Below are 21,411 nucleotides of genomic sequence, written 5' to 3'. Positions count from 1 at the left end.
AAGCTGCTTTCGGTTTTCGAAAGCAGCTTTTTGTTTTATATTTACGCACGAATGACAAAAGTGCAGATATAATTTACGAGGCAAGAATTTTGCTAGAGTAATATTCAGTTATAAACAGTTACTATGAGTTTTTTTAAAAAAATATTTTCTTCAGAAAAAAAAGAAACACTCGATAAGGGATTAGAAAAATCCAATACATCGTTTTTAAATAAATTAAGTAAGGCAGTTGCGGGGAAATCTAAAGTTGATGATGATGTTCTAGATAATTTAGAAGAAGTTTTGGTTTCCAGTGATGTAGGTGTCAATACCACTTTAAAAGTTATTGAACGAATAGAAGCACGTGTTGCTAAAGATAAATATTTAGGAACTGAAGAACTTAATAAAATACTACGTGAAGAAATAGCAGGTTTATTAAGTGAGACCAATTCTGGTGAAGAAACAGAGTACACGGTTCCTACCGATAAAAAACCATATGTATTGATGGTTGTTGGTGTGAATGGTGTTGGAAAAACCACTACTATTGGAAAATTAGCTTACCAGTTTAAAAAGAAAGGACTCAAAGTGGTTTTAGGTGCAGCCGATACATTTAGAGCTGCTGCGATAGATCAATTACAAGTTTGGGCAGATCGTGTAGATGTACCTATGGTACGTCAAGATATGGGAAGCGACCCAGCTTCTGTTGCCTTTGATGCCTTGCAATCAGGTGTCAACCAAGATGCCGATGTTATCATTATTGATACAGCAGGACGTTTACATAATAAAGTGAACTTAATGAACGAGCTTACCAAAGTAAAACGCGTTATGCAAAAAGTAGTTGGAGACGCACCTCATGATGTGCTTTTGGTGCTAGATGGCTCTACAGGTCAAAATGCGTTTGAGCAAGCTAAGCAATTTACAGCTGCAACCGAAGTCACGTCATTGGCAGTTACCAAATTAGATGGTACAGCCAAAGGTGGTGTGGTTATTGGTATTTCTGATCAATTTCAAATTCCTGTAAAATATATAGGTGTCGGGGAAGGTATCGAAGATTTACAAGTATTTAATAAATACGAGTTTGTAGACTCGTTCTTCAAATAGAAATAAATGCTCATCCTGATCTTGTTGAAAGATCATTATAATTTAATCACTTACGTTTCATGCGAACAAAATCACTAAAGAAGAATAAGATTAATGTGGTCACGCTTGGTTGTAGTAAAAATGTTTACGACAGCGAAGTATTAATGGGTCAGCTAAAGGCTAATGGCAAAGACGTGGCTCATGAGGAAGAAGGGAATGTTGTTGTGATTAATACCTGTGGATTTATCAATAATGCGAAAGAAGAAAGTGTGAACACTATTTTAGAATTCATGCAGAAAAAGGAAGCAGGAGATGTCGATAAGGTTTTTGTTACAGGCTGTTTAAGCGAGCGTTATAAACCCGATTTGCAAAAGGAAATTCCTGATGTAGATGCCTATTTTGGAACAACAGAATTACCACATTTGTTAAAAGCACTTGGTGCCGATTATAAGCATGAGTTGATAGGTGAACGATTAACAACCACGCCTAAAAATTATGCCTATTTAAAAATTGCCGAAGGCTGTGATAGACCTTGTAGTTTTTGCGCTATTCCTTTAATGCGTGGCAAACATAAAAGTACATCTATTGAAGAATTGGTAACCGAAGCTGAAAAATTGGCTGCCAATGGTGTAAAAGAATTGATTCTTATTGCGCAGGATTTAACCTATTACGGACTTGATTTATACAAAAAGCGTAATCTGGCTGAATTATTAGAAGCTTTGGTGAAAGTTGATGGTATTGAGTGGATTCGTTTGCATTATGCGTTTCCAACAGGTTTTCCGTTAGATGTGTTAGATGTCATGAAACGTGAACCTAAAGTTTGTAATTATCTGGATATACCATTACAGCATATTTCGGATGATATTTTAAAAAGTATGCGTCGTGGTACAACAAAAGAAAAAACCACCAAACTCATAAAACAGTTTCGGGAAGCAGTTCCTGAAATGACTATTCGTACGACTTTGATTGTGGGTTATCCCGGAGAAACCGAAGAAAATTTTCAAGAGTTAAAGCAATGGGTACAAGATATGCGTTTTGAACGTTTAGGTTGTTTCACATATTCTCATGAAGAAAACACCCATGCGTATAATTTAGAAGATGATGTGCCTGAAGAGGTCAAGCAAGAACGCGCCAATGAAATTATGGAAATACAATCGCAAATTTCTTGGGAGCTGAATCAAGCTAAAATTGGACAAGAATTCAAGGTGGTTATTGATAGAAAAGAAGGTAACTATTTTGTGGGACGTACCGAGTATGATTCTCCAGATGTAGATAATGAAGTGTTAATTGATGCTTCAAAAACCTATTTAAAAACGGGCGAATATACCCAAGTTAAAATCACAGATGCCGCTGATTTTGACCTTTATGGTGAGGTGATTAATTAAGTTTTGCTTAAATAATATCGGTTTTTTGCATTATTGCCTACCGTTTTTTATTTTTTTAGCTTGTATTTCTTTAATAATTTCAAGTTTTCCTTCCCAGTTGTTTTCTACTGTTTTTAAAAGAAGTTCTGCTCTTTCTAAATATTTCCTTGATGTTTCTTTGTCATTATCTAGCGTTAACTCATAAAGGGAGAGATAAAAGTCATAATAATTGGGATAATATTTCACTCCAAGTTCATAAATGTTAGCCGCATATTCTTCTAGTTCATTGTTCCAATAACGAGATGCTATTCCATTAATGTCAGATATTTCAGGTGGATAATCATAATTTCCAATTTTTGAAGCAACTCTTATTTTATTCAACTCTTCAGATATTGAACCCGGTTTATTTATTAGTTTATATTCCATATCAACTTGAGCAATTTCAAAGAAGCGATTTCTATAATCTTCAAATACTTTTGTAAGTAAAGTTGGAACTGCTACTATTGGAACAGCATTATGAGTCGAGTAATTAGCTTCAAATGTATAAATGGACTCAAAAAATGAAGGGAATTGAGCTTTTAGATTGTCGTATTTCTTTCTATGTGCGATATCCTTAACGCTACTGCCAATAGAAATCGAAATTTTTGACTTATCAATAACTTCCGATTGTTCAAATCCTTCAACAAGCATTTCCATTTGGTCATACGGTGAATTCGCAATTACAGAGGTATAATAGTTTGGATGATTGTAAAATGAATAAAGCGCAAAAGATGCTGTAAAAGAATGTCCTATAATTACTTTTATTTCACTTGGGTTATATGTTATTAATTCTTTGTCAAGTTCTCTGGTTATGAATTTATCTAACGATAGTTCGGTTTTTAAATCTACAATAGCACATTCTTTAATTCTATCTTTTAAAGGAATAACAACTATTAAGGCACTTGGAATTTCTTTTGTAAATCGTAAATAATGAATATCAGAAATGATTGGTTTGGCAAACCATTCGTGTTGTCCATCGAGTAGATAAATTACAGGAAGTTTTACGGAATCTGATTTGTATTTGTAGAATTCGGGTTTGTATATGTAAACAGTTCTTTCATCCCCATATGCTTTCGAGTAAAACGAAAGTGTATCTATTTCCTGTCCATATGCTATGGCTGAAACAATAAATAGAAATATAAAATTTATGTTTTTCATTTGCGATATTCTCCTAATAGCTTGTAATTTCAAGATATGTTTAATTTAATTGACTATATAGGTCGATAACGAAGTTCGGTTATTTTTTTTACAAATTCAATAAAAAAGGGAAGCCTCAAGCTTACCTTATAATTAACCATAAAATAGTTTAGGTTTAATCCCATTGTTTTTGGGTAGTACTTAAGCCTTGATATAAAAATGTAGCATTACTTGTGCTAGCTTCAGTATCAAGCGTGTTGCTATCTCCATTAGCATACCAACAGCCACTATTTCCTGAAATGTTCCTATAACCTATAGAGACCGATTCGTAAATTGCCAAATGACCTGTTGTACTAATAGCATTGTTAGTGCCTTTGTAAACAAAGTAATTGTATTCAGAATCATGTTCTGGAAGCGCACCTTCTATGCTTTCATAAGGGTCGCTAATCGAATTGATTACATACTTAAAATAAGATTATTTTTTAGATTATTTTCGAGAACTCATTAAGACTTAAGTTCTCACCAATAAAGCCAAACTTGTAATATTAGTACCTAGTTTAGTAGGCCACGGTAAATCTCCAAGAGGTATAACTTTAATGTTGGCGCCTTCTTGAATTAATCTTTCGGTTGCCAGATAAGGTCCTTCAACCAAAGAACCATTAGACCAAAGTGGTTTCATTTCTGGAAAAAAATCATGTAGTAATATAACACCATTAGGATTCAAAATATTTAATGCAGCGGGAATTTCTTGGTAAACGGTTCCACCAGAATGATCGCCATCTAAAAAAATAAAGTCAAATGTTTCAGAAGTTGTTTTTATTAAATCAAGAGACATGCCTGCTTTAAAAGTCGTAAAGCTGTCATAGCCAAATTTGGTAATCATTTCCAAAGGAGAATATTTAGTGCCATAGTCGAGCCAAGGTTTATTTTGCTTGCAATTAACATCCCGAATATCTACCGTTTTAAAATCAACTTCAAGACCATGGTTAACCTGACTCATAAAAAGAGCAGAGGCAATATGAAGTGTTGAGGCACCTATATGTGTACCCACTTCTAAAACAGACTTTGGCTTAAAATGACACAATAAATAATAAAGTGCTCTTCGGTCTCCGGGATTGACTCCTCCTGTACCATCAGGAATTATAAATTGATCTATTTCTTGCTTGGATTGATTCCAAAATTCACCAATAGTTTTTGAGTTTAAAATTTCTGAAAGGTTGACGTCATTTTCATGAATTAGATTTTTTGAATCAAGCTGTTCTGTTGATAGTTTGTGAAAAGCAGCCATTTCTTTGGCTTTTCTGGAAGCATGTATTTTCTTGATTACAAATCCTGGTGTTATGCTTTTTACTAGTTGTTTCAAACTCATAAATAACTGAATTAAGATTCTGATTTTTCCAACTGTTTGTTGATTTTTTTAATCGCTGATTCAATAGATTTTTCAGGTTCAATGATATTATACTCTCCCCAAAAATCAGGATCAGAAAAACCAGTAGCTTCATCTATAAGAATGCTTGTTGGTTTTAAAATAAGATTCTTGTCTATTGGTTTAGAAAACTTTTCTGAAGCATTTTCCCAATTAGTGACTGCCATTTCACTATTTAGAGAATAATAACTATTAAATAAACGCCCTTTCCAATTGACTTTAAAAGATAAAAGAATATTACTATAGCTGTAATACCATTTGCCTTCATGTACTCGGTAATTTACACGGTAGTTGGCCTCTGTGGGATATACGCGTACTTTATTGGGTTTTTTACGAATAAATAACTCACTTGCCAATACTTTATTATCTAAATTTAAGCTATAAATAGCACTTGTAAGTGCTAGGTTCTTGGAGTCAATAAATAATTTACCATAATAGAGCGGTATTTTTAATTCTGGTTTTTGTTTAAAATTGACGACATAAACTAACCTATCATTAATTTGAGTTGACTTGTCAAACGTAAAGATGTACTGCGATAGATTGTCTTCAGTAAAAATATATTGCGGATACTTAATGATGTCTGCATACAAATTACTAAAAGGACCACCTTGAAGTTTAAGGGCTAAAGTATCGAGTTTAGAGTAATTGGTGTTTTTTCTGACTTTAACAATATTGATTGCATCTCTTTTGTTATTGGCATAAGCCTGTTTCTGAATTTCAATAACTGCTTCTGATAAAGATACATTCTGCCTTCTTTTTTTTATAGTCTCCCTATAGAAAGCAGTCATGGTTGTCTTGTTAGAAAAATAATTTTCACCACTTCTTTTCAGCATGGATTTAATTAATGCTTCAGCATTTTTGGGTCTGGTGATATTAACTTCTTCTAACTGTGTGAAAGATGGCTTTAAAAGTATATTACTCTTTTTTAATAAATCAGAGACTGACATATCGGTATCAGCATACCCTAAATACTGTATCTTTACGGTTGCATTAACTATATTTTTTGGCACCTTTAACAGAAACTCACCTTCGGTATTTGTTATTGTGGCTATGTTGGTGTTGGTTACTATGAGATCAGCAAAAACAAGAGGTTCTTCATTATTAGCGTCGATTACTGAACCTCTTATTTCAATGAAATCTGTTGGGTTTTGAGCATTTAAGCTGATGGCTGAAAGCAATAATAATATAGCAATAATCTTAAATTGTAATTTAGGCAGCTGCATCATAATTATGTTTCATTATGTTTTGCTTTTAATTCCATACATGGTTTTGAAGCCAATCTGATGCATTTTGTAAATAAGGCACATATTCACAAGGTTCAGTATGTGTTAAACCTGATGCTATGTCTAGTGTTACGTCACTTCCTACACCATTGGTTTCATCAATCCAACTCTCAATATCCTCTAAAGGGAATAGCTCATCATTTTCTCCGTGAATTACATACATAGGTACTGGCATAACTCTAGGTGTGCCATTTTGGTTATAAGATCCATAGGCGCTTGCCATAGGTATAGCGGCTCCAAAGAAATTTGATCGTGTCTCACCTAAATACCAACTACCATTTCCGCCATCACTATAACCATTTATAACAATTTTAGATTCATCAACAGGTAAAAATTCTTTTGCTAAATCCACTAGTGACAATACCTGCTCAACATTATAGGCATTAAACCAAGACAATTGGTCTGCATTTGGACTAATAATTATAGCATCAAGAGAAGCAAAGCCAGGCACTGCATAGCAATCGGTATAAGTATGTGCGTCAGGGTCATTTATAGAAACTCCGCCATGAAGTGTAACAATCAGTGGTCGGTTATTATTTGTAAAATCTACATCTGGCATAATAACTCTAAAATTCCATATAAAATTAAAATGGTTTAACAGGGCAATGTCGTTATTTCCGGTTGAAAATTCAATCTCGCTGAAATCTTGTCTGACATCATTAAAAGTTCGATTTGGTGGACTAGGATCACTATCATCTGAATTGCTACAACTGAATGATAGAAAAAGTACACATAAACATAAAAAGGTTGGTTTTAAATTTTTCATAATAATGGTTTATTCTTTTTAATTAGCAATAATTAAGATTTTTCATTTATAAATTTAAAAATAAATTAGATACAAAACCTCTTTAATTGAGTAAACTATATGTTTAGATTAGTGAAACACCACTTTTGTTGAGATAAATGTCCGTAATTGTAATGAGCTAAAGTATGGCTTGTTAAAAAAAAGCTAAAAACCGAAATTCTGAATATTATCTTCAAAAGATGGTATCTTTACAAAAAAATGAAGTCACTATATGCCATCAAGTTATATTCCGTTTAAGAAAACAGGTTATTTTTCGGACTTAATTTGTGATTATCTAGATCAATCACACAGATTGCAACCATTTTATAATAAGTTCCCTGAACTTAATAATTTTAAACTTCAAATTGAAGAAAAACAAGCGTCATTCAATAAAGAAAGTAGAGAGATTCTTATAAAAGTGCTTCAGTCTCAAAATGAAAGCATTTCAGTTTCAAGCAAAACAAGTAAGAATATTTCTGCTCTAAAAGATTCAAATACGTTTACTGTTACTACGGGGCATCAATTAAATTTATTTACCGGACCGCTTTATTTTTTCTATAAAATTGTTTCTACTATTAATCTTTGTAGTGAATTAAAAAAAGAATACCCTAACTATAACTTTGTTCCAATTTACTGGATGGCTAGTGAAGATCATGATTTTGATGAAATAAATTTTTTTAATCATAACGGAAAAAAAGTTCAATGGTCTAAACAAGTTTCGGGCCCTGTAGGAGAGTTAAATTTAAGTGGATTGGATGCAGTATATGAGGCGTTTTCCGTAGAAATTGGTTTGGGAAATAATGCTGATACTTTAAAAACAGTATTCAAAGAAGCTTATCTAAAACATGATACACTAGCAGAAGCTACGCGATATTTGGTCAATACGTTTTTTTCAGAATTAGGTTTAGTGATTTTAGATGGTAATGATAAAAGCTTGAAGCAATTATTTATACCAAATATAAAGGATGAGTTGTTAAATAAAACAACGTTTCAAAAAGTGTCTGAAACCAATAAAAATCTGAATAAACTTGAAGCTGATTATAAAGTTCAAGTTAATCCTAGAGAGATAAATTTGTTTTATATAAGTGATGGTTTGCGGGAGCGAATTGTTGAAAATGAGGGAATTTACCAAGTATTGGACACGGATATCAAATGGGATGTTGAAACTATTATAGATGAAGTTGAAAATAATCCCGAACGTTTTAGTCCCAATGTAATTACTAGACCTTTATACCAAGAAGTAATCTTGCCTAATCTTTGTTATATTGGGGGAGGTGGAGAGCTCGCCTACTGGTTTCAGTTGAAATCAAGTTTTGAAGCTCATCAAGTACCTTTTCCAATTTTGTTGTTAAGAAATTCGGTGCTACTTATTTCAAAAAAACAACGAGAAAAATTAGAAAAGTTGGATATTGACATTTCAGAAATGTTTTTAAAGCAAGATGATTTAATAACAAAAGTCACTAGACAATTTTCTCAAATTGATATTGATTTTACAGCTCAAAAAAATCAACTAAATAAGCAATTTGAAGACCTCTACGAATTGGCTGAAAAAACAGATAAATCATTTCTCGGAGCTGTAGCTGCTCAAGAACGAAAACAAGTAAAAGGATTGGAGCATCTTGAAAAACGTTTGTTAAAAGCCCAAAAGCGTAAACTAAAAGAGGTTATTGGTCGTGTTACCAACATCCAAGATACGCTATTCCCAAACCAAAGCTTACAAGAGCGTCAAGCTAATTTTTCTGACTTTTATTTAGAGTATGGAGACCAATTAATTCAGCAGTTAGTGTTAAATTTGCAACCACTTAAAGGCGAATTTACAATACTAAATTTAGACTAATTCATGCATAAAATAGATATTGAGCTTATTGAAATGACTTTGGATGTCATGAAATATGCCATTGGTAGAATATCAGCTACTGAACATCATATTGGTAAACCCAAAAAAGCTGAAGAACTAAAAGCTTTGGTTGGTGATACGATTACCGAAAAAGGGATTGGTGGAGAGTATGCATTCAATTTATGGAAAGAGCACTTGTCCAAAGCCAATGTGCCAGTTGATCACCCAAGAAATCTTGCTTTTGTACCTGCATCACCAACGCGTGCTGCAGTTATGTTTGATTTGGTGACTTCTGCTTCAAGTATTCATGGTGCTTATTGGATGGAAGGAGCAGGTGGTATATTTTGTGAAAATGAAGCCATGCAATGGATTGTTTCACTTACTGGAATGCCAGAAGGCGCATTTGGTGTTTTTACAAGTGGAGGTACCGCTGCCAATCTATCTGCCATAGTTACCGCAAGAGAATATTGGCGTAGAGATGATACTTATAAGCGTGAAAAAGGATTAATTATTACATCAATTGGTGCACATTCCTCGATTAAGGCCATGGCAAAAGTGGCTGACGTCGATATACTTTTAGTAGATACAGAAGAAAAACTAACAGGTATTGCACTTCAAGAAACAATTGAAAACCTAACTTTTCACCAACGCAAGCGTTTGTTTGCCGTTGTAGCAACTGGTGGAACTACCAATGCTGGAATAATTGATGATTTAGAAGGAATAGCCAAAGTATGCAAAGCAGAACGATTGTGGTTTCATGTAGATGCTGCTTATGGTGGTGGTGCTTTAGCAGCAGATTCTGTTAGGCCGTTATTTAAAGGTATTGAAAAAGCTGATAGTATAACAATTGATCCGCATAAATGGATGTTTTCACCATATGATTGTGGAGCAGTAATTTATAAAGAGCCAGAGCTAGCAAAAGAGGCACATTCTCAACAGGGCTCTTATCTAGATATTTTTAAAGACGAGGGTGCTCACGGTTTTAACCCTACAGATTATCAAATACAACTAACGCGTCGTGTTCGAGGATTACCATTATGGTTTTCTTTAGCCACACACGGAACGGATAGATATAAGGAGTCGGTTGAGCGCGGTATTGAATTGGCTCAAATAGCTGGTCGTATGATTGAGGCTGATCCTAATTTGGAGTTGGTAAGAGAGCCAAGTTTATCATGTGTTCTGTATAGAAGAAAAGGATGGAAGCCGGAAGACTACACCCATTGGACTTATGAAAATCATAACAAAGGATTTGCTTTAGTAACACCAACCAAATGGAAAAATGGTGAAGTGTATGAAACCGTCTCAAGATTTTGCTTTATCAATCCAGATACAACGGAAAAAGATATTCAATTGATTTTAAATTCCATGGTATAATTTTTTAATTATATAAATACATTTTTAGTATTAAATATTACTTTTGCGCATGCAACACAACAACGTACTTATATTAGATTTCGGCTCGCAATACACACAACTTATTGCTCGTCGCGTGAGAGAATTAAACATTTATTGTGAAATTCATCCATTCAACAAGATTCCAAATAATATTGAAGATTTTAAAGCGGTTATTCTTTCGGGAAGCCCTAACTCTGTTAGAGGTGAAGCTGTTTTACATCCAGATTTAGCAGAAATTCGCGGAAAAAAATCATTATTGGCTGTTTGTTATGGAGCGCAGTATTTAGCACATTTTTCTGGAGGTGAGGTAGCACCTTCAAATACCCGTGAATACGGTCGTGCAAACTTGTCGTTTGTTAAGGATCAGGAACCTTTTTTTAATAATATAAAAACAGGTAGCCAAGTATGGATGAGTCATAGTGATACTATAAAGCAATTACCTGAAAATGGCATGTTGCTGGCAAGCACGCATGATGTGGAAAATGCAGCGTATAAAATTGAAGGCGAACAAACTTATGCCATTCAATTTCACCCAGAGGTATATCATACAACAGATGGTAAGCAGTTACTAGAAAATTTTTTAGTGCACATTGCAGGTGTTAATCAAGACTGGACGCCTCAATCATTTGTTGAAGAAACCGTTGATGAGTTAAAAGAAAAATTAGGGAATGATAAAGTTGTTCTAGGACTTTCAGGTGGTGTGGATTCTTCAGTAGCCGCCATGTTATTGCATAAAGCCATAGGTAAAAACCTCTATTGTATTTTTGTAAACAACGGCTTACTGCGCAAAAATGAATTTCATGATGTATTAGAGCAATACAAAGGAATGGGATTGAATGTAAAAGGTGTGGATGCTTCGGCACGCTTTTTGGATGCATTAGCTGGGTTGAGTGATCCCGAGCAAAAGCGAAAGGCTATTGGTCGCGTGTTTATTGAGGTGTTTGATGATGAAGCCCATGAAATAACTGATGTGAAATGGCTAGCACAAGGCACCATTTATCCAGATGTAATTGAGAGTGTTTCGGCCACAGGCGGTCCTAGTGCTACTATTAAAAGTCATCACAATGTTGGCGGATTGCCAGATTTTATGAAGCTAAAAGTTGTAGAACCATTAAAGGCTTTGTTTAAGGATGAAGTTCGAAGAGTAGGAGCCTCTATGGATATGGATAAAATGCTATTAGGGCGTCATCCATTTCCTGGTCCTGGATTGGCTATTCGGATTTTAGGTGATATCACAGCCGAAAAAGTTCGTATATTACAAGAGGTTGATGCCATATTTATAGGTAACCTTAAAAAGTATAATTTGTATGATAGTGTTTGGCAAGCAGGAGCAATCTTACTGCCTGTAAATAGTGTAGGAGTCATGGGTGATGAACGCACATACGAAAAATGTGTGGCATTGAGAGCTGTAGAAAGCACTGATGGTATGACGGCAGATTGGGTGAATTTACCTTATGAATTTTTGCAAAAAACGTCCAACGAAATAATAAATAAAGTTAAAGGCGTTAATAGAGTAGTGTATGACATTAGTTCAAAACCACCTGCAACAATTGAATGGGAATAGTCCATTTTAAACATTGAAGCGTATATTAATAAAGTATCATAAATGAAACAGTTTTTTTATCTCCTATCCTTTCTATTAATTTTTGGTTGTGTTGCAACCAACGCTCAAAATTATAAAACTCATAAAGTCAAAGAAGGAGAGACTATTGAAGGTATTGCAAAAGTATATAACGTAACACCATTTGATATTTACAGCCTCAATCCAGATGCCAAAAAAGGCATAAAACGAAATACGGTATTAATTATTCCAAAATCAAAGTTAAGCCCTTCACCTCAAGCATCAATAACAAAAGAATTAGTTGGTTTTAAAGACCATAAAGTAAAACGTAAAGAAACATTATATAGTTTATCTAAAAAGTATGATGTTGAAGAGGATGATATCAAAAAGCACAATACGTTTTTATATGCTAATAATTTAAGAAAGGGAGACCGATTAAAAATTCCTGTTTTTAAGCGTGTATTAGAAGTGGTAGAAGTCAAAGAGCCTTCAAAGCAATACACGGTATTGCCAAAAGAAGGCAAATGGCGTATAGCTTATAAATATGGGATAACGGTTGATGAGTTAGAAGCTTTAAACCCAGGTATGGCAGAGGTGCTTAATCCAGGTGATAAAATAAATGTTCCTAATATTGAATTGGCCGAAGAGAAAAAAGTTGATAATCAGTATTCATATTATGAAGTTTTACCAAAAGAAGGTTTTTACAGATTGAAACTGAAGTTAGGTTTAGATCAAGCTGAATTAGAAGCATTGAATCCGGAATTAAAAGATAGCGGATTAAAAGTAGGTATGGTATTGAAGATTCCTTATACTCAAAAAGTCGTGAATACATCAAGTGCTTTAGAGCCAGTAGATTTATCAAGTGGCATTGATAGACGCAAAACAAAACACGTCGCTATAATGTTACCTTTTAAATTAAACAAGGTAGATATTGATTCTGTGGCCGATACAAAAGCACAAATGAAAAAAGACCCCTTCTTAAAAATGTCATTGGATTTTTATTCGGGCGTTGTTGTGGCTTTAGATTCTCTTGACAAAATGGGAGTTTCATTAAAAGTTGATGTGTATGATACCAAAAACTTAACTAGTGAAGTTTCAAAAATTCTAAATGAAAATAATTTTGAGAATGTAGATGTTGTTATAGGACCCTTTATGCCCAATAATATTCAGAAAGTAGCTTCACAATTACGAACGGATAGCATACCTGTTGTATCTCCAATTACAAAAAATGTAACGCTTACTGATAATGTTTTTCAATCTAGACCATCAGAAGATTTATTGTATGATAAAATTGTAAACTACGTAAAGCAAGACACTTCAATTAACCAAATTATTATTATTGCTGATAATGACCATACCAAAGTAAGTAATGATTTAAAACGCGAATTTGCTTTTGCACCACAAGTTTATTCAAGAAAGAATAAAGAAGGACAGGATGCTTATTATATATTGGATGACGATATTATTCCTAAACTGAAACCAGGAAAAAATCTCGTTTTTCTTGAGACCTCAAATCCTGGATTGGTATCTAATGTTTCAAGTAAGTTAAATGCTTTTATTACAAAAGACCGCCAAATTATTTTGGCAACTTCAAATATGAGTGCTGCTTTTGAAGATGACGAAGTTTCTAATTACCATCTATCAAATTTACAGTTTCTATTTCCTACCATTGCCAAAACCTATAATGAGGATGAAAGTAACAGTTTTTCCAAAAATTATATAAACAGATTTGGCGTCACGCCAAATAAAGTTGCTGTAAGAGGGTTTGATGTAACAATGGATGTTATTTTAAGGGTCTTGAATTATGAAGATTTGTATGAATCGGTCAATATGGCACCATTAACATCTTATGTTGAGAATAAATTCGCGTACAAAAAGCAACTATTGGGTGGATATTACAATACCACGGTGTATTTGGTAAAATATCAAGATTTAAAAATTGTTGAGGTCACTCCAAATTCAGATGTCTCAGATCAGTTTAAGCAATAATTTTGCATGAATCAGCGTTTTATTAAGTGCTTTACGCCTTAAAAATGAACAAAATATTCTTTGCCTTTTATTGTGTTATTTGCCTTCTTATAGTAGAAAAGGAAATGGCATGGTCACCTGACTACAAATTACAATGGTCAGATTTTCAAGGTACACCTAATAATAATTCTGATGCTGCCGCCACTACAGCTTCCGGAATTACCTTTGGTTATAGATTAAGTGAGACTGATGGTAATATTACAGATTTTACCGCTGATGTAACAGCACATTTTTATCCTGATAAATCTTGGTACAAACCAGAAGAAGTTAGCAACCATATTTTGGAGCATGAACAGTTGCATTTTGATATTACTGAGCTCCACGCACGTAAATTACGACAGCAAATAAGTGAGTTATCTATATCCAATTCTGTTGGTAGTAAATTAGATGCATTACACTTACAGATATTACAGGATTTGAGCACTATGCAAAACAACTATGATAACGCTTCTGATTTCTCAAGAAATAAAGAACAACAAAAACTTTGGAAGGATAGTATTACTGAACAGTTGAATGCTTTAAATAGTTTTATAAAAGCGGAATAAATGGCGCTACAACCCGATAAGGATTTCTTAATAAAATTGGCACATACCAAAATGCCTTATGGTAAATACAAAGACCGTTATTTAATAGACTTACCAGAATACTATGTGGTTTGGTACCACACAAAAGGGTTCCCAAAAGGCAAATTAGGAGAATACTTACAAACAGTTTATGAACTAAAAGTAAACGGATTGGAAGAGTTAATCAGAAACATTAAGACCAACTTTCCAAAGAAATAAAACCTGTCTTTTATTTTAAAAAGGGTAGCTGAAAACGAGCAATAGTATTAAGAAATTTTGTATTATTCGTTTTATTCTTTAATTCCATAAATATTTCAGAAACTAAAAGCAGTAAAAACCCTTAAGATACAAGAACAGCAAATAGGCGACGGTTATGAGCTGTACACGTTGTAATGGGTTACTTTTTATTTATCGTTTTTATAGAATTCTAAATTTTCAATAAGCCTATCAATAGAAGGAATAGTCGTTTCAAATTTAGAAGTCAACCGAATAACTCCACTTTTAAATAATTCAAGGAAAACAATAAAGTCCTCATCATTTTCTGCTACTATTCGCTGCAGATTTAATGTGCTTTCATTTAGATTTAACAGATGATTTGGTGCGAGAAAGTTTAATTTACCATTTAAGGCATATTCGCTTTGTTTTGCAAATGCTGACTTGATTAACCCGAACTGTATTCTGTACATATTATCAATTTGTCTATTTAAGCTATCTGGTAATTGTTTCCATAATTCAGAACCCGCAATAGTTGCATAAACGGGTGAATTTTCATTAAAAAACCATTCGTCTTCAGCTAAATATTTTAGTAGGTATTTTAAATTTAAAGTATCTATGTCACTACTTTTTTTCCAATAATTAATTGATACATCAGAATTACGAATTATTGATTTTCCTATGGCTAAATCAGATGTGAATTCAGCTTTTTTTGATTGTAAGTCAGTAATTAAAACGTCAATTAGCTGGTCTTCTTTATTACGTTCTTTTCTTTTTTCATTCCAATTGTTTATTTGAAGCGCGATCAAAATCCCAATAACCACAAGAATGATTTCACCAATTGCATATTTCAAATATTTTTCAGTTTTGCCTTCAGAAAGCAAGTTTTGTCTAATTTTTCTAAAGAATTTTATCATTAGTTAGTGGTTTCTAAAATGGTAGGATAATTAAAGCGACTCGATGTTGTAATTTGGTTATTTAGTATTTTTTAAATTTTCAATCTCATTAGCAATATCTATTGAATCTTTCTCCATAGTTTTTATGTAGGGTTCTTTTACAGACAAAACTGTTTCAGATGTAATTTTTGTATCAAGAATTTTTAGTATTTCTGTTGCCAAATTTTTTCGGTGTATAGATCTTTTAATTAAGAATAATGAATTCCCAGATACATAATCAAGTACAATTTTAAATTCCGTAGATTTTTTTAATTTTTCAAAATCATTTGGTTTGGCTTTCCTGCCATATCTATATCTATCAAAGTAATTTGGATAAATTTTTTCCTTTAATAGTTTTGTTTCTTCATGACCGATATCCTCTAAATTTTTTGAATCTTCATAATAATGAACAATTTCATTTATTAAATCTTTGTCATCAATAATGTCAATTCCAATATTTAAGAGCCTATCAAATATTTTATAATCGGCTCTTTTTATTTTTGCCAATTCAATTAATGCCAAAGAAGAATCTAAAGATTCTGTATATGGTAAATCGTCATTAATGATATTAATTAATAGATTGGCATTAGTATAAGCCGATTTCAAGTCTTTTCTTTCATTTTTAAGAACAATAGTATCAGACATTATACTTGATCGAAGTTCAATTAAAAGTTCTTGCCTCAATTTTTCTTTTTTCCAATCCTCATTGGCGTTATTTAATTGTAGTGCTATTAAGATGCCAATCACGACAAGCACAATTTCGCCAATCGCATACTTTAAATACTTTCCAGTTTTTCCTTCTGAAAGTAAATTTTGTCTAATTTTTCTAAAGAACTTAATCATTAGTCTGCGGTTTCTGTTAAGGTAGGATAATTAAATATACACATTGTTTCTTAGCACACATTATATGTAATTAAAGAAAAGCTCAATAAAAACACCAAGTACAACACTTAATATGGCTGCCAAATGAGATAAACGTTTTAATTTAAATGGGTTTGAAAATGCCAACCATAAACATAACACTGCACAAATCGCTAAAATTATTGTACCATATAAAGGCACGATACTATTGAAAAGCCCAATTTGATTAAAAAAGGGATCTAACAATGCTGTAAAACCAAAAAGAGCCAAAGTGAAATTAGTCTTTTTATGCCCAATAAATAGATAATAGCTTGCAAATAACAATTCAACACTTATTGCTAATGGACCATATTGGTTATAGTATGCTCTTTTAAAATATAACTCGAACCCTTGAGGAAATTCAATCTTCATGATAAAGGCTATACTCAAAGCAAGTCCGATAATCAAAAGTAATAATGCTATTGTTCTTTTTTTCATGAGTTTTACGTAATGTTTGGCAAACGGTTTAGTCTATGGCTAGTGACATGTTTAAGCAACTAATTTAGCAAACAAAAACGAACGCGAGAAAATTACGAAGGAATTTTCCAAATAAGCTACGACCAAAGCAATTAATTATACACGGTGTTTTAGCATGGTTTTTATGTCTTTGCCAAAAAGTATAATTCCGAATGCAATAAGCGTAAATGAATATCCAAAAATTAACCTATGAGGAGTAGGAATAACATGCCATAAAATCAATGTTGCGAGAATTAAAATTCCGACACCCAACTTTTCAGTTTTCCAATAGTTCAAACTTAATGTTAACAATCCTAGATTAAATACTTTCGAGCTTGGTCCAATAGTCATAAACGTTTTCCAGATCGATGGGACTTGAGTTATGTGGTTCGTAAAATCATCACGTAATTGATCATTTGTGAAACTCCAAAAAATAAAATCAATTACACACATGCCGATTATACAGGTTATTCCGATGATAGTTAGAGGTATACCTATGTAACTAAAAGGTTTCTTGGGAAATGAGATTACTTGAGGAATTAGCAGGACAACGCCAACAAGTAAAGACCAATGAGCAAAATCAATTGGTTCGAGGCTGTAGACAAACGCATTACCTTTTGAAAGAATTATTTGTCCAATTAAAAGGAAGCTAATTCCCATTATAAATAAAATTCTGTAGAACATATTCTGTTGATTAGTTTTTTTTAGCTACTTATACAAGACAAGAATGTTTTATGAATGTTACAGTTTAAAAAAAGAGATTTTCGATATCAGTTTTGAAAATGTGCTAACGGTCTTGGCTATGAGTAGATAAGTGATTTAACGTTTAACTTTGCAAGTACTCACCAAACTGAAAATCCGCGAGACACGAGCGTAGCGAACTGGCGTTAGCAATTTTCGTAAGTAGGCGGGTATTAGCAATGAATTATACACCTTGTTGTAGGCTAGATTTTATCTTAAAAATTTAAATTTGGGATTGTAAATTATATCATTTCCATTACTAATTCTTAATGTATTTAGTAATATGAAAATTAAATTTATGAAGTACATAACCCCAATAATAATGAATATCCTTTTTAGAGTAAAACTTTCTAATATTCCAATTTTTGAAAAGAGAAACCATAAAAAAGGAATAAAAAATAGAAGTAATGTCCAGGTTATCTCAAAATTGACTAGGTCTTTTCCTAATTTATTGATGTTTTTGATTTTTCCTTTTCGTGATGTCCATAGTATGAATGGTATTAAAATTCCAAGTAGAGGAAAGAATAGAAAAGTTAGGGCTGAAAGATTTAGAAACGTCAAATATCTTTTGTCTTCTTTTATAGACCAATCAATTAATTCATCAGGATTTACATTCAATGCATTTGATAATCGTTTGAGAGATTCACCAGTTGGATTTGTCTCTCCATTTTCAATTCGTTGAATAGTTCTTAAACTTAGTCCTGATTCATCGGATAGAAACTCTTGAGACATCCCTTTTTGTTTTCTTAATTCTTTTATTCTTAGTCCTAAAAGATTCTTATTCATCTTCTAAAGTATTAGTTTTTTGTATCTCATTTTTTCTATTACTCATAAATGCAATTGTTATTGAGCCTAATATAAATCCAGGTATTATTTGTACCAGAGATCCATAACCTATATGATTTAATAGAGCTTGTCCAAAATTATTAAAATATAATCCATAATGTGTGCCTATTTCCCAATTTGTGTCAATCCACCAAAACAACGCAACTGGAAACCTTGAAATTGGTGAATAAATTAGCAAACTCAACAATAGTAAAAGATAGGCATGTTTTGTATTATATAACTTTGTTCCCCAATAAATTGCAAATGCTAATGTTAGCCAAAGCAATCCAATAATAAAAATAGCACTATTAGGTAATCCAATTAGTTCAAGTAAGAAGCGAATAGGTGTTAAAATTAATGCAATTATTATTGGAATTTTGGCGAGTTGAAAAGCTCGATAAACTGTTGATTTTTGATTGATATCTAATTCTGTTTCCATTAATATAACTACGATTAAATGTTTGAAACAAAATTAAAACAGTAGTGTGGACATTGATGTCGTCATGTTTACGACATTATTACGTCATCTATGTTTAATATGAGAAGAATCAATAAAACAGAATTTATTTTCAAGCTTGCGTACAACGTGATAGTGTATGATTTGTGCAATTGAAGGTCCTTAGGATTTCAATTATAGCAAATCAGTTGTCTAAATATAAGATTTTAAATTGGAGTAGAAGGTGAGCATTAATTATACAAGGCGTTGGCAATTACTTTTTTAATATTTGGATAATTCTTTTTAGAATACCATTTCATAACTAATAATGTCAATATCAAGATTGGTATTATGAATACACTTCCTTCAGGTCCAAACTCTCCTCCAGTTAGATAATGTCGGTCAGATAAAAAAGAATGTTGTAGTAGAGTTGCTTTTTTATGCCCGCTCGCTGCAAAACCAAATATTGGACCTTGAAAAAAATTCCAACCAATATGCATTCCCATAGATAACCAAAGCATTTGTGTACTTAAATAGCCATATAATCTTAAGAAACCAAAACCTATAATGATTATAGAAGATAAAATTGTTGCATTAGGATTTGCATAGTGAATTAATCCATATAAGAGACAAGAAACTATAATTGCAATTTTTATGCCCAAACCTTCTACAATATTTTGAAAAATATAGCCTCTAAAAACTAATTCCTCCCAATAACCAACCAAAATGTGTTCGAGCAGCATTAGTCCCATAGAGCCAACAGTCACAACGCTCATAAAGTGTACAAAATTAAATGAATTACTTAAACTTGATTCTTGAAAATTAAAACCATTGAATTCTAATAGTCCAAATAAAAGTAACAGTAGAAAAAATACAGCAGCCATTAAGCCACTCAAAATAAATCCAAAAACCAAGTCTTTTATGGTCTGTTTATTCCATTCCAAACCTAAAGAAATAAAAGTCTTTTTGTCCCAAAATTTTCTTGACAAATAAACAGATACCGTTGCTCCAAAGGCTAAAATTGAAACTATTATTAAACTGTAATCCTCTAAAAACGCTCTTTTTGTTATGGCACCAAATAGAGGTTTAACTATGAAAATAAGACTTGAAAATGTAAAAAAGATTAATAGAAATAAAAGGATACGCCACCCAGCTTTTAATCTTTTCACTTTGGCGTTTACTAAAATGTTTTTCATAATATCATTGATTGGTATATATGAAATTGACGAATAAGGAAGTTTTTTGTTACCGTCAAAGTTATTGCCAACGGTTTTATGTATGAGTAGTAGCGGATTTTTACTCACTAACTTTTTAGTTTTGAACTGACGTTTTTTTTATGTTTTGTTTTCGTTTTATGACTTAAACCGCTATTACTTATACACAATATTGTGGCAAGTTATTTCTTTAAACTATTTAAGAAGTTTTGTATAGGTTCAATAATTAATTCAGGTTTTCTTTCAAATTCATAACCAGTAATGAATGGTATAGGTAAATTTACAATTTGAAGCGAAGGAAAAGATTCAACCCACATCTTTGAATCTTGGATTAAGTTTGGTTTAACAACATCTTTGTCAAATTGTTCAACTTGTTTTATTAGTAAAGAATCAGAAGCTATTTTTTTAAAAAAAACCTTTGGCTCTTGATATGGAATATTATCAGCCCTTTGAGCATAAATTAAGATGACATTCATATTCTCAATACCTCTGGTATTATTGCTATTTAAAAATCCAAGTGCAGGAACATTAGGTATAGTATATCCTTCTTGAGCGTAATTTGGACTAAAGGATGTATTAAATTTGACAGTCTCATTAGCGTAGTCTTCACCAGCTTGTGCCCAAAACATCATTTTATGAGCATTCAATGTATCTTTTGCAATAATGTTTTTAAAGGTTGCACCTGGATTACCTGCCAAATAAATTTGCCCGATACATTTTTTAGGATAGTTTTCGGCTAAATGTGTCATCAAAAAACCAGCATATGAATTTCCAATAAATACGGCTTTGTCAATTTCTAAATAGGCCATTAGCTGCAATAAATCATTGGCATCTGCTTGTAAACCTTTTTCCTGATTTTTTGCTTTACTATTACCATAGCCTCTTCTTCCATAACCAATTATTCGGTTGGATTCTTCGAAATTCAGTATAAACTCATCGTATTGACTAATGTCTCTGCTATCTCCGTGAATAAATATTAAAGGAACTTCTTCTCCACCTAAATCATAATATTCAAGTGATGCATCTTTTAATTCTGCCATTTTTTTGTCCTGTCCATATGAAACCGAGACGAAAAAGAAGAGTGAAAACGTTAACAAGGTTAAAAAATTGAATTCTGATTTTTTCATAATTATCTTGGTTTAATTTGCCACAACGGTTGGGCTATGGTTTCGTTGCGGGAAATTAGCTATGATTTTCCGCCGTAACCGAAAGATAGCA

21 protein-coding genes are annotated in these 21,411 nt (G+C 32.6%); 8 read left to right on the top strand and 13 right to left on the bottom strand.

What is annotated here, in order from left to right; genetic code table 11:
- Positions 1–123: 123 nt before the first annotated feature.
- Positions 124–1,077: a signal recognition particle-docking protein FtsY gene (ftsY, locus tag HGK31_RS07860; protein WP_191859249.1), complete on the top strand. Its 954-nt coding sequence runs from the start codon at positions 124–126 to the stop codon at positions 1,075–1,077.
- Between the two features lie 59 nt (positions 1,078–1,136).
- Complete coding sequence (rimO, locus tag HGK31_RS07855) at positions 1,137–2,441, top strand: 30S ribosomal protein S12 methylthiotransferase RimO (protein ID WP_191859248.1); 1,305 nt, start codon at positions 1,137–1,139, stop codon at positions 2,439–2,441.
- 30 nt (positions 2,442–2,471) lie between these two features.
- On the opposite strand, the gene HGK31_RS07850 is transcribed toward rimO, so the two are convergent.
- The 5 genes from HGK31_RS07850 to HGK31_RS07830 form a co-directional block, all read right to left on the bottom strand.
- Positions 2,472–3,617, bottom strand: a complete 1,146-nt coding sequence (locus HGK31_RS07850) for an alpha/beta hydrolase-fold protein (RefSeq protein ID WP_191859247.1) — start codon at positions 3,615–3,617, stop codon at positions 2,472–2,474.
- A gap of 154 nt (positions 3,618–3,771) precedes the next feature.
- Entirely contained in the window at positions 3,772–3,936 is a 165-nt protein-coding gene (locus HGK31_RS07845; protein WP_191859246.1) for a hypothetical protein, read from the bottom strand.
- A 171-nt stretch (positions 3,937–4,107) separates the two neighbouring features.
- Positions 4,108–4,965, bottom strand: a complete 858-nt coding sequence (locus HGK31_RS07840) for an O-methyltransferase (protein WP_191859245.1) — start codon at positions 4,963–4,965, stop codon at positions 4,108–4,110.
- Positions 4,966–4,976: 11 nt separating this feature from the next.
- The gene (locus tag HGK31_RS07835; RefSeq protein ID WP_233451035.1) at positions 4,977–6,248 is read right to left on the bottom strand and encodes a carboxypeptidase-like regulatory domain-containing protein; all 1,272 of its coding nucleotides are present in this window, start codon (positions 6,246–6,248) and stop codon (positions 4,977–4,979) included.
- Positions 6,249–6,273: 25 nt separating this feature from the next.
- The gene (locus tag HGK31_RS07830; protein WP_191859244.1) at positions 6,274–7,071 is read right to left on the bottom strand and encodes a dienelactone hydrolase family protein; all 798 of its coding nucleotides are present in this window, start codon (positions 7,069–7,071) and stop codon (positions 6,274–6,276) included.
- A gap of 250 nt (positions 7,072–7,321) precedes the next feature.
- On the opposite strand from HGK31_RS07830, the gene bshC reads away from it, so the two are divergent.
- Genes bshC through HGK31_RS07800 form a run of 6 tightly spaced genes read left to right on the top strand, consistent with a single transcriptional unit; the run spans position 7,322 to position 14,692 of the window.
- Positions 7,322–8,926, top strand: a complete 1,605-nt coding sequence (gene bshC / locus HGK31_RS07825) for a bacillithiol biosynthesis cysteine-adding enzyme BshC (protein WP_191859243.1) — start codon at positions 7,322–7,324, stop codon at positions 8,924–8,926.
- A gap of 3 nt (positions 8,927–8,929) precedes the next feature.
- Positions 8,930–10,300, top strand: a complete 1,371-nt coding sequence (locus HGK31_RS07820; protein ID WP_104734392.1) for a pyridoxal phosphate-dependent decarboxylase family protein — start codon at positions 8,930–8,932, stop codon at positions 10,298–10,300.
- 49 nt (positions 10,301–10,349) lie between these two features.
- On the top strand, positions 10,350–11,885 hold the full coding sequence (gene guaA / locus HGK31_RS07815) for a glutamine-hydrolyzing GMP synthase (protein ID WP_191859242.1): 1,536 nt from the start codon (positions 10,350–10,352) through the stop codon (positions 11,883–11,885).
- Between the two features lie 42 nt (positions 11,886–11,927).
- A complete protein-coding gene (locus tag HGK31_RS07810; protein ID WP_191859241.1) occupies positions 11,928–13,871 on the top strand; it encodes a LysM peptidoglycan-binding domain-containing protein in 1,944 nt (647 codons plus the stop codon).
- Between the two features lie 44 nt (positions 13,872–13,915).
- Entirely contained in the window at positions 13,916–14,455 is a 540-nt protein-coding gene (locus tag HGK31_RS07805; RefSeq protein ID WP_191859240.1) for a DUF922 domain-containing protein, read from the top strand.
- Complete coding sequence (locus HGK31_RS07800; RefSeq protein ID WP_191859239.1) at positions 14,456–14,692, top strand: DUF3820 family protein; 237 nt, start codon at positions 14,456–14,458, stop codon at positions 14,690–14,692. It abuts the gene before it with no gap.
- Between the two features lie 185 nt (positions 14,693–14,877).
- Here HGK31_RS07800 and HGK31_RS14620 read toward each other — a convergent pair whose 3' ends face one another.
- The 8 genes from HGK31_RS14620 to HGK31_RS07760 form a co-directional block, all read right to left on the bottom strand.
- Positions 14,878–15,603: a DUF6090 family protein gene (locus tag HGK31_RS14620; RefSeq protein ID WP_223115320.1), complete on the bottom strand. Its 726-nt coding sequence runs from the start codon at positions 15,601–15,603 to the stop codon at positions 14,878–14,880.
- A gap of 57 nt (positions 15,604–15,660) precedes the next feature.
- Entirely contained in the window at positions 15,661–16,464 is an 804-nt protein-coding gene (locus HGK31_RS07790; RefSeq protein WP_191859238.1) for a hypothetical protein, read from the bottom strand.
- A 60-nt stretch (positions 16,465–16,524) separates the two neighbouring features.
- Positions 16,525–16,959 carry a hypothetical protein gene (locus HGK31_RS07785; RefSeq protein ID WP_191859237.1) on the bottom strand — a complete coding sequence of 145 codons (435 nt, stop codon included), beginning with the start codon at positions 16,957–16,959 and terminating at the stop codon, positions 16,525–16,527.
- A 135-nt stretch (positions 16,960–17,094) separates the two neighbouring features.
- Positions 17,095–17,661: a hypothetical protein gene (locus tag HGK31_RS07780; protein WP_191859236.1), complete on the bottom strand. Its 567-nt coding sequence runs from the start codon at positions 17,659–17,661 to the stop codon at positions 17,095–17,097.
- A 267-nt stretch (positions 17,662–17,928) separates the two neighbouring features.
- Positions 17,929–18,504 (bottom strand): helix-turn-helix domain-containing protein, encoded by a 576-nt coding sequence (locus HGK31_RS07775; RefSeq protein WP_191859235.1) that lies wholly within the window; start codon positions 18,502–18,504, stop codon positions 17,929–17,931.
- Entirely contained in the window at positions 18,497–18,982 is a 486-nt protein-coding gene (locus HGK31_RS07770) for a hypothetical protein (RefSeq protein WP_191859234.1), read from the bottom strand. The genes HGK31_RS07775 and HGK31_RS07770 overlap by 8 nt, the downstream gene beginning before the upstream one ends.
- Positions 18,983–19,230: 248 nt before the next feature.
- A complete protein-coding gene (locus HGK31_RS07765) occupies positions 19,231–20,175 on the bottom strand; it encodes a CPBP family intramembrane glutamic endopeptidase (protein ID WP_191859233.1) in 945 nt (314 codons plus the stop codon).
- Positions 20,176–20,375: 200 nt separating this feature from the next.
- Positions 20,376–21,320 carry an alpha/beta fold hydrolase gene (locus HGK31_RS07760; RefSeq protein ID WP_191859232.1) on the bottom strand — a complete coding sequence of 315 codons (945 nt, stop codon included), beginning with the start codon at positions 21,318–21,320 and terminating at the stop codon, positions 20,376–20,378.
- Positions 21,321–21,411 lie beyond the last annotated feature (91 nt).

This window comes from Hanstruepera ponticola (genome assembly GCF_012931685.1).
GTDB lineage: Bacteria > Bacteroidota > Bacteroidia > Flavobacteriales > Flavobacteriaceae > Hanstruepera > Hanstruepera ponticola.
This window is presented reverse-complemented; position numbering and strand designations above follow the sequence as displayed.